The sequence below is a fragment of the Arthrobacter sp. 10T413_2 genome (assembly GCF_056394205.1).
On the sequence record NZ_JBFTHK010000187.1, the window covers coordinates 1 to 7,953 of the forward strand.

General features: G+C 65.6%; 8 protein-coding genes. 5 read left to right on the forward strand and 3 right to left on the reverse strand.

Features of this window, described 5'->3' with window-relative positions:
- Together AC1DBQ_RS19765 and AC1DBQ_RS19770 are read right to left on the reverse strand one after the other, a co-directional pair.
- Positions 1-165: DUF7218 family protein (locus AC1DBQ_RS19765; RefSeq protein WP_476930135.1), on the reverse strand; the 165-nt coding region annotated here is incomplete at its 3' end.
- Positions 166-299: 134 nt separating this feature from the next.
- Positions 300-515, reverse strand: a complete 216-nt coding sequence (locus tag AC1DBQ_RS19770; protein WP_476930128.1) for a hypothetical protein — start codon at positions 513-515, stop codon at positions 300-302.
- 340 nt (positions 516-855) lie between these two features.
- On the opposite strand from AC1DBQ_RS19770, the gene AC1DBQ_RS19775 reads away from it, so the two are divergent.
- Positions 856-1,239 (forward strand): tyrosine-type recombinase/integrase, encoded by a 384-nt coding sequence (locus AC1DBQ_RS19775; protein ID WP_476930129.1) that lies wholly within the window; start codon positions 856-858, stop codon positions 1,237-1,239.
- Positions 1,240-1,375: 136 nt separating this feature from the next.
- Here AC1DBQ_RS19775 and AC1DBQ_RS19780 read toward each other — a convergent pair whose 3' ends face one another.
- Positions 1,376-2,350 carry an MIP/aquaporin family protein gene (locus AC1DBQ_RS19780; RefSeq protein WP_476930130.1) on the reverse strand — a complete coding sequence of 325 codons (975 nt, stop codon included), beginning with the start codon at positions 2,348-2,350 and terminating at the stop codon, positions 1,376-1,378.
- 235 nt (positions 2,351-2,585) lie between these two features.
- On the opposite strand from AC1DBQ_RS19780, the gene AC1DBQ_RS19785 reads away from it, so the two are divergent.
- The 4 genes from AC1DBQ_RS19785 to AC1DBQ_RS19800 all read left to right on the forward strand — a co-directional run bounded on the left by AC1DBQ_RS19785 (position 2,586) and on the right by AC1DBQ_RS19800 (position 7,380).
- A complete protein-coding gene (locus AC1DBQ_RS19785) occupies positions 2,586-2,978 on the forward strand; it encodes a hypothetical protein (protein ID WP_476930131.1) in 393 nt (130 codons plus the stop codon).
- A 586-nt stretch (positions 2,979-3,564) separates the two neighbouring features.
- Complete coding sequence (locus AC1DBQ_RS19790) at positions 3,565-3,852, forward strand: DUF3040 domain-containing protein (protein ID WP_476930132.1); 288 nt, start codon at positions 3,565-3,567, stop codon at positions 3,850-3,852.
- Positions 3,853-5,679: 1,827 nt separating this feature from the next.
- Positions 5,680-6,915, forward strand: coding sequence for an alpha/beta hydrolase family protein (locus AC1DBQ_RS19795; RefSeq protein WP_476930133.1), 1,236 nt, complete (start codon positions 5,680-5,682; stop codon positions 6,913-6,915).
- 141 nt (positions 6,916-7,056) lie between these two features.
- Entirely contained in the window at positions 7,057-7,380 is a 324-nt protein-coding gene (locus AC1DBQ_RS19800; protein ID WP_476930134.1) for a hypothetical protein, read from the forward strand.
- The last annotated feature ends 573 nt before the right edge of the window (positions 7,381-7,953 follow it).

The window sequence follows — 7,953 nt, forward strand, 5'->3', positions numbered from 1 at the left end:
TTCCTCATAGTCACCGGCCTTGGCCCCCCTCCGGCTGATGGTTGAGCGGCCCTCCTTGGCCGCCGCGTTGGAAATGCGCGCAGCCTTCTGTGTCGATGCTCCGTCGCGGCGGAGCTCTTCGTAGAGTTCCGGATCTTTCAGTCTCGATGATTTACCGGCAGGCATGGTCTCCCCCTMTGTGGTAATCGTCCCGGCGGATCCCCGGGAATGCGATCGGCGCCCCCAAACGTTGCCGTGCAGAATGATGGACACGACACTGTGCCACGGCCCCGTGGTGTAGCCGCCCGGGAGGGCTCGGACTAGCCTTCCCCGTCGGCCGGATCCCTGCCAGAGGAGCGGACGGCACGGTTGGCCTCCGCCTCGGCGCCTTCCGCCGGTTCCTGGGCGTGGACCCGGCTCCCGGAAGGTGCCTGAACAGTGGGCCGGCCGCCTTCCGCGGACGTGTCTGCCTGGTCCTCGCCTTCAGCGGGTGCCTMGCTGTGAAGGCGCTCGATCGGCTCCGGGGTTTCACTCACGACAAGCCCTTCCGTAGTGCCCAGCCTGACCGGGCTGTCGGCGCGGGGCCCGTGTCCGGTAATAAATGCCCGGGTCTCCGGGCCGCCGTTCCCATCGTGTCTCCGAACGTTCCCCCGGTCAAGACGCTCAAAGGACCGGTACCGCCACCGGCAAACAACAAGTCCAGGTGGAGCTCACAGGGTCGCACAACCGCGGCCTGGATCACAGGGACACTGCGTGTTGTCGATGTGCTGGAGCCCAGCACCCTCGACGCCGTCAACAGATATGTCCTGCGGGAACGGCCGTCCAGGTCGGTGAGGCACTTTGTGTTCCTGGTTGGCTGGGATCGGGTCAGGGCCTGTGAACCGGTGTCCTACGCCGCTCTGGTGCGGATGTTCGCGCCGTCGTCCGGATAGGCTCGGCCTTCGGCCACCGGAGAAAACACCGCATGCTCTGCGTCATACCCCCGCGAGCCTGATGTGGGAGGCGGGKACGCGCGAGCTGGCGCTCCAGCGACCTCTGGGGCACGCATCTCCGGAGTCGACCCGGATCTACCTCAAGGTGGGTGTCGGAGGGCCAAGTCCGGGACGAGTACGGCGCGGGCGCCGCATCAGGGAGCCTCAAGTGCATTCCGGGGCCGGCGCGTTGGCGCGGTCTGCTGGTGCGTCAGTCCGCCGGCATGCGGCCGAGGCGGAGTACGGTGCCCGGGTCAATGCATTCGTGCCATCAGGCCTCACGGTTTGAGCKGATGGCCGCCTACCGCAGGTTTGTCCGGGCATGGCCGGATCTGGAGGCATGCGGTCGTCAGCCGCCTGGAAGTTGCCAACGACGCGGAGAGCGTGACTGCCCGTGTCGAGGGCCGGCTGGTTTCAGAAGGTCCTTATTTTTCCGCCGTGCGTTTCGGTTCGGCTGGTGGTGTTTCTCCGCCGGCCCGGCCCGGCGGGGTGGGTTCCTGCAGCCTGATCCGTGCATGCAGGATGTCGCCGATGAACCAGTCATAGATCAGTACGCCGATCGCTCCGCCGATGAAGGGCCCGATGATCGGTACCCAGAAGTACCAGCTGAAGGCCCCGTCGACGGTGCCCGGCAGTGCGGTCTGCCCCCATCCGGCCAGCCAGGCAAAGAGCCGTGGTCCGAAGTCGCGGGCCGGGTTGATGGCGTAGCCGGCGTTCGCGCCGATGGACATGCCGATGGCTGCCACGGCCAGCCCGATCATGAAGGGGCCCAGGTTCGCCTGGACGGCCGTATTGCGCATGTCGATGATGGCGACCACGAACATGAGGAGGAAGGCTGTGCCGACGATCTGGTCGATCAGCGGGCCCGCGGGGTTKCCGTTGAAGTAGGGGGCCGGGAAGGTGGCGAAAATGGAGTAGCTGGCCAGCCCCTTCGGATCCGCGCGTCCGGTGCCGACGGCCTTGTTGTAGGCGTCGATGGCGTCGTGATAGAGCAGGTACACCATCGCCGCGCCGGCGAAGGCGCCCAGAACCTGGGCCAGGATATACGGGCCCACTTTTTTCCAGGGGAATTTTCGCCGGAGTGCGAAGGCCACGGTCACTGCCGGGTTGATGTGGGCGCCGCTGACGCCGCCGGCGACGTAGATTGCCATCGTCACCGCCAGGGCCCATCCCCAGGTAATCAACAGCCAGTCTCCGGCGGCCATAAAGATCGTCGTCGATGTCGCGGCCCGGCCGGACCCGGGCAACGCGGCGACGGCCATGGCCACGACGCCGTCGMCGAAGGAGATCAGCACAAACGTGCCGAGAAATTCCGCAAGAAGTTCACCCCAGGTYCCGCCTAACTGCTTGAGGCCGCTGCCGTTACGGACCGTATTCCTGAGTGGACTGATATCGCTCATCGCGAGTGCCTCCTCGAGTCAACTGATTCACCTACAGAAATTGACAACCYCAGTAGTTTCATGCTATGCATCTCGGCGCCGGACTGCCATGGCCTGAAGAAGTATTCCCATGTGAGACGCATCACATGATCTTGCAGGCATCGCAAGGAGGGGATTCTGTCGCGGAACCGTGGCCCTCGCTAAACTTAAATTGCGCCGCAGAAGACGCAGAGTTCGTTTCGGGAAAGGCACGAACATGACCGGCAACAGCGGCTTCGAAGACACCCCGGATGAGGTAGGCCCGGAACAGAAGCCAGAAGAACCAGACCTGCGCGGCCGGTACGTCGAAGGAAACTACGGCAAGGCCGGCGCGCAGCGCGGCCGCCATTCCGACGACGAGGAAGGCCAATACATCGAAGGGGATTACGGAGCAGCCGGCAGCGAAGGCGGCCTGCCCGAACCCCTCGGCGACAAGGCCCGGGAGTCGGKACGTTACGTCAAGGCCGACTACGGCGCTGCCGGATCGACACCGGGCCGCACCGCTGACTCCGAAATCGGGCGCTACCCGGAGGGCAACTACGGAGAGGGCGGCCCGGTGGAGCCCGCCCGCAAACCCGCCACCGATCCCGGGACACAAACAGAACACTAACAGCAACCGTCCCTGCCGGAACTGAGCGCAGGACCCAAGGCGCCTGGAGATGGCCGATAGGTAGCCCGCTTTGATCCGCCTGAGGAACTGAAACAATCCTGGCCCGGCCGCAGCAGCCGTTACCTGCTGCAAGCAGGGCCAGGCGTTGACCGCTATCGCCGCTGACCGTGCCGGCATGGACCACCAGCCCGATGGGACAGGGCATGTCGCCCGGGATTCCGGCCCTGAAGCAACGCCAGGCCCACAGAGGGCACGACCGGCACTACTGCCCGGGGGCGTCCCTGGCCCTTCCGGCCTGCCACCCGGGAACAGCAGGTCCGGGAGCTTGAGTTTCACGGGGTCGAGGTGGCCGCCGCCGCATGTATACCGCCGGGTGTGGATCCACACGCCGAGGGTGCGTCCACGGTTCGCGGCGGTGTCCCGGTGGCGAGCTCCAGGGCCTGGCCATCCCTGCTGCGGCGGCTGGGACCCACATCCTTTCCGGCCTGGAAGGCGGCGGGTTGCCGGCCGATAATGAAAGAAAGCAGGCTACTTATGGCTTGGCGGTGCGATAGCTGAAGGCTGCGAAGGGAAGGAATGGTTGGCAATGCCGCTGTCGGACTATGAGCGCAGGCGCCTCCGGGAACTCGAAAGGGATCTGGCTGATGATGACCMGGTCCTGGCCCGGGAACTCACTACGGGAAAGCCTCCCGGGTTGTGGCTTCGCTGGTCCGCGGGCATCGTCCTGGTCCTCGTAGGTTTGGGTGATGATTCTGGGAATTTCMGYGCAGCTTCCGGGTTTGGGCGTCCTGGGGTTTGTGCTGATGTTCGGCGGTGTTTACTGGTATGTCGGGCGCGGGGTTACCGGTTCCTGAGCAAGACCGGCAGGGCCTGAACAGCCGCGGGATGCACGGATTCCGCGGCCATCCACGGAACGGTTTTGAAGGCCGCCGCTTGTCGTCGTGGCCGACCGGTCCGCTGCACGCCTGGGTTCCTGAGCCATGCAGGCCTGCGTCGCCTGGACGTCCTGGATCACCGGTCTGGGGGTTGCTCGTCGTCACCGCGACGGCGATCAAGCCCGGCACCGCGGAACACCGGCATCACATGGTCAGCCCATCGCACTGAACAGCCGGGACAGCCGAATATGGGCCAGCGGGGCTTACCCGGACCCGCCGGCCCATGTTGTTGACCTCTTTGGCGTTCGTGCTTGGCCCGATCCGCTCTTAAGGGTCAAGCGGCCTTGTGCAGGCGGTGGTCACGGGTGCTTTGCCCGGGTCTTGCCAGGGTCTCGGCGGTCGTCCAAGGCGGCAGTTCCCGGGCCGGGCGGGCCGGTGCCGTGGGCAGTGCGGTAGCGGTCCGGGCAGGAGCCCGGGAATGATCCGATGGTCTATGGAGGGGACCTCGGGGCACAGATCGGTGATCAGGCCCATCCCGGCGTATTCGCGGACCGCGGTGATGCCGGCAACGGCGGCGGCTTTATCMGGAAACGGCCGGGAGAGGGCCATCAGGGTCCCGTCGGGGGGCTGTGAGCCGGAACCTAAAATGCTTGTCTTTATCGTGGAAGAGCTCGAACGTACCTGTCATGGGGCCGCGCCGGCTTTCTCCTCGGGTCCGGACGCGGCGTTGCGTTCCGGAAACTCTGGTCGGGTAACGGATCCAGTCCCGCAGCGGTGACGCGAGACACACACATGTGACCCTAGGCTATGCGGCCGGCAGGCCCGCTGACCAGTGCCCGGGGGTGATAAGGCCGGCGATGTGATGCCCTGCAGTTGGGTTTGAACCTTGCCGGGATCCGGATGGTCCCGGTACTGGAAGCTGACGATGGGACACCCGTCAGGTGCTGGCGGTGACCGGGGCGGTCCTGGCCGTCCGTCCGGAGACCGCCGTCAACGACCGCGCCACGAACACTGCCGACGCCCKCGAAGGGACCCATCATCACGATGATCGACATCCGCTTCCTCCCGGGTTCTGCGGGACGGTAGCTGCTGCGATGAGGACACTGTCATGGCGATGCCCGCGCCGGCCGCCATTCGGAGCTGCCCAGCCCAACCCGTCGCGCCGGGCGCGGCGCCCCAGTTCTGAACAGCACGACAACGGTAACCACTGCGGCGACGATGGCGCCAAGGGTCAGCCMGCCCTGCAATGGGATGCCAGCCTGGGTTGGACTTGTTTGGTCGGAACCACGGCTTCCGCGCTTTAACATCCATGAGTGAAAACCTAGCCTGATTCCCATCGCATGAGAGACCAAAGCGCTAGGGCTACGGACGCGTCGTTAGGGCCTTCAGCAACAATGCGACCCGCGCCCGTTAGCCGGTCCCTCACCKGCCACCTCGCCACTCCTTCATGATTTCCTTTGGGAAAGCCGTTACGCTGCGCCTTCTGATTCCCGTATGACCCGTTATGTCKACATCGGCATAACGGGTCATACGGGAATCCGTGAAGGCCGGATTTCGGCATCTTCGGATGCACCCGGAACCGGTCGCTGGGCGTCCGGTGGACGGCTGGCTTACGCATAGCTGCGAYGGGCGGCGATGGGAGACGAGGGACTGTTCGACGGTGAGGTCATCGTGGAGCGACGGCAGCCTGCCCCTCCTCTTGCCCGGCCAGGTCGCCGTCGAATCCTGTGGACTCGGATCATCGGGACCACGCCGCCCGCTGCCCGGATGCTGCCCCCGATCCGGTGATCGGGATCGCAGCCTGCCGCATCGCATATGATCCAGGCATGGGCGAAGGCGCACGAGGTAAGCAGGAACGCCGGTGGGTGCGGCGGGTTCTCTGGATCGCGCTCGTACTCGTTGTCGTGCTCAGCGGCTACACCGGTTACGTCGCGATCCGGGCCGCGCAGCCGGTCACGCTGCCTGGTCCGACAGGCTCCTACAAGATCGGTCGGACCCTCGTCGAATGGACCGACGGCACCCGCACCGATCAGCTCGCCCCGCAACCGGGTAAGCCACGGGAGCTGTCGGTCTGGCTGTGGTATCCGGGTGTCCCCGGCCCCGGCGCGCAGCACGCGCCCTACACCCCGGGCGCCTGGTCGGGACTGCATCTGAGCGGGGCGGCAGGTCTTGGCGAAACCAGCTTCGCGGACGTTCGCGACCACTCCTTCGCCGACGTTCCGGTCGCCGAGGGCAAGTTCCCCATTGTCGTACTGGAACCGGGCATGGGCCTCTCCGCGCCGCAATACACGACGCTCGCGGAAAACTTAGCCAGCCATGGCTACCTGGTCGCCGGCCTCACCCCCACCTACAGCGCGAACCTAACCGTCCTCAACGGACACACGGTATCCCCCACGGAGGCGGGCAAACCATCCGCGACCGAGAACGCGAACGAGCACGCCGGCCAAGCACAGGCCGCCGGCGACCGGCTGGTCGCCATCTGGGCGGCCGACGACGAGTTCGCCTCTGCGCACCTCGCGGCACTGAACACCAGTGGCCGCTTCGCCGGACACATAAACGCCGGCACAATCGTCTATGCCGGCCATTCCTTCGGCGGGGCGGCCGCGTTGGAGGCGTGCCGCACCGACTCACACTGCGCCGGCGCGGCCGACCTCGACGGCACCGAGTACGGCGCGGTAGTCCATACCGGGCTCGCCAAGCCGATGATGCTCATCGGCAGCCAGAACTCCTGTATCACCGGTACCTGCCAACCGGCCKACKCCGGCGACCAGGCCAGCCGGGACACCGCCCGGACGCTGCTGGCCGCCAGCACCGGGGAGGCCTGGTGCTACCAGATCACCGGAGCCGAGCACTTCAATTTCAGCGACTACGGCAGCTACTACCTTGCCGCACCCATCCGGTCCCAAGTACCGCTCGGTCCTATCGACGGCACCGAAGCGCTCACCATCACCAACGCCTACCTGAGCGCATTCGTCGACCGCGTGACTCAGGGCCGGACCGAACCACTGCTGACCGGCCGCCCGCCATATCCTCAGGTCGACGTCCAGCACACCGCATCCTGAGCCAATCAAGCTCCCACTCAGTGGCGACTCGAACGCACGAGCGTCGAAGTCCCGTCCGCATTTCGACGGCTGCCACCGGTAGCTGAGAAGTCCGTCGGTCCGTTGGGGTCAGGTCTTCTCGCGTCCGGGGACGGGTGGCGCGTGGACCCGCCGCGGGAACGACGTCTCGGCAAGGGCGGGCTGTTCGGCGTCACCGAGGAACCAGACCTCAGCCTCGTCCGCTCCAAGGTCACGCCCCAGTCGCTAAGGACGTTCATCCAACCGGTGCATATCTCCCACAAGGACGATCTTGCCGCGATTCCGCACACCTTCAGCGAGTGCACCGGCCGCGGTGCCGCAGTCTCTGTGATGCGCCCGACGATTAGTCGCAGGCTGCCGCAGAATGGACCGGGCTGGAACCGGCGCACAATTCCGTCGGGCCACGACGCCATGATCATCGCCCGGAAGCCTTGGCGCACATCCTGATCGAAACCGGCAGACCCAGAACCGCAGGACGCTCAAGCGCATCACCCAGCTGATCAGCGACGGGCTCCGCCGTTCGCCGCGAGACACTCCTCATCGGCCACTAACCGCTGCGAAAAACAGGCCCATTTACCGTTGCGATTCACACCGCATGTGGCATGCCTCCGAAAAGCAACCGAAATGTATCCCTTTGGTTGGTCAGAACTGGTTTCTGAAAAGAAAGTCGGTCAAAACGCGGCGTGGAGGGTTCTTGACGTGTCAGGCAATGTGATCGGCTACGCTCGATAGTTCGGCATGAGACGTGTCCAGCAGATGTGTGTCTCACGGTGAACCGCCGCGCTATGTGGCCTTGTTCTAGCAGAGGTATGTGGCACGCCGCCCGTTAGGGGATCGCTCGGCGGGACGGCCGTTGAGGATCACCGCCAGGTCTGTGCCGGCTTGTGGTGGTAACCGGCGCCGGCGAACGACCGTGTCAAGCATCTGGGTAACGACTGCTGGGGTCCTCGTGCGTCGCCGGTCCGGCGGCGGGCCTCCTTTACGGTCGGCTGACGCMGTCGACCTTGCGCTCAAGCGCCG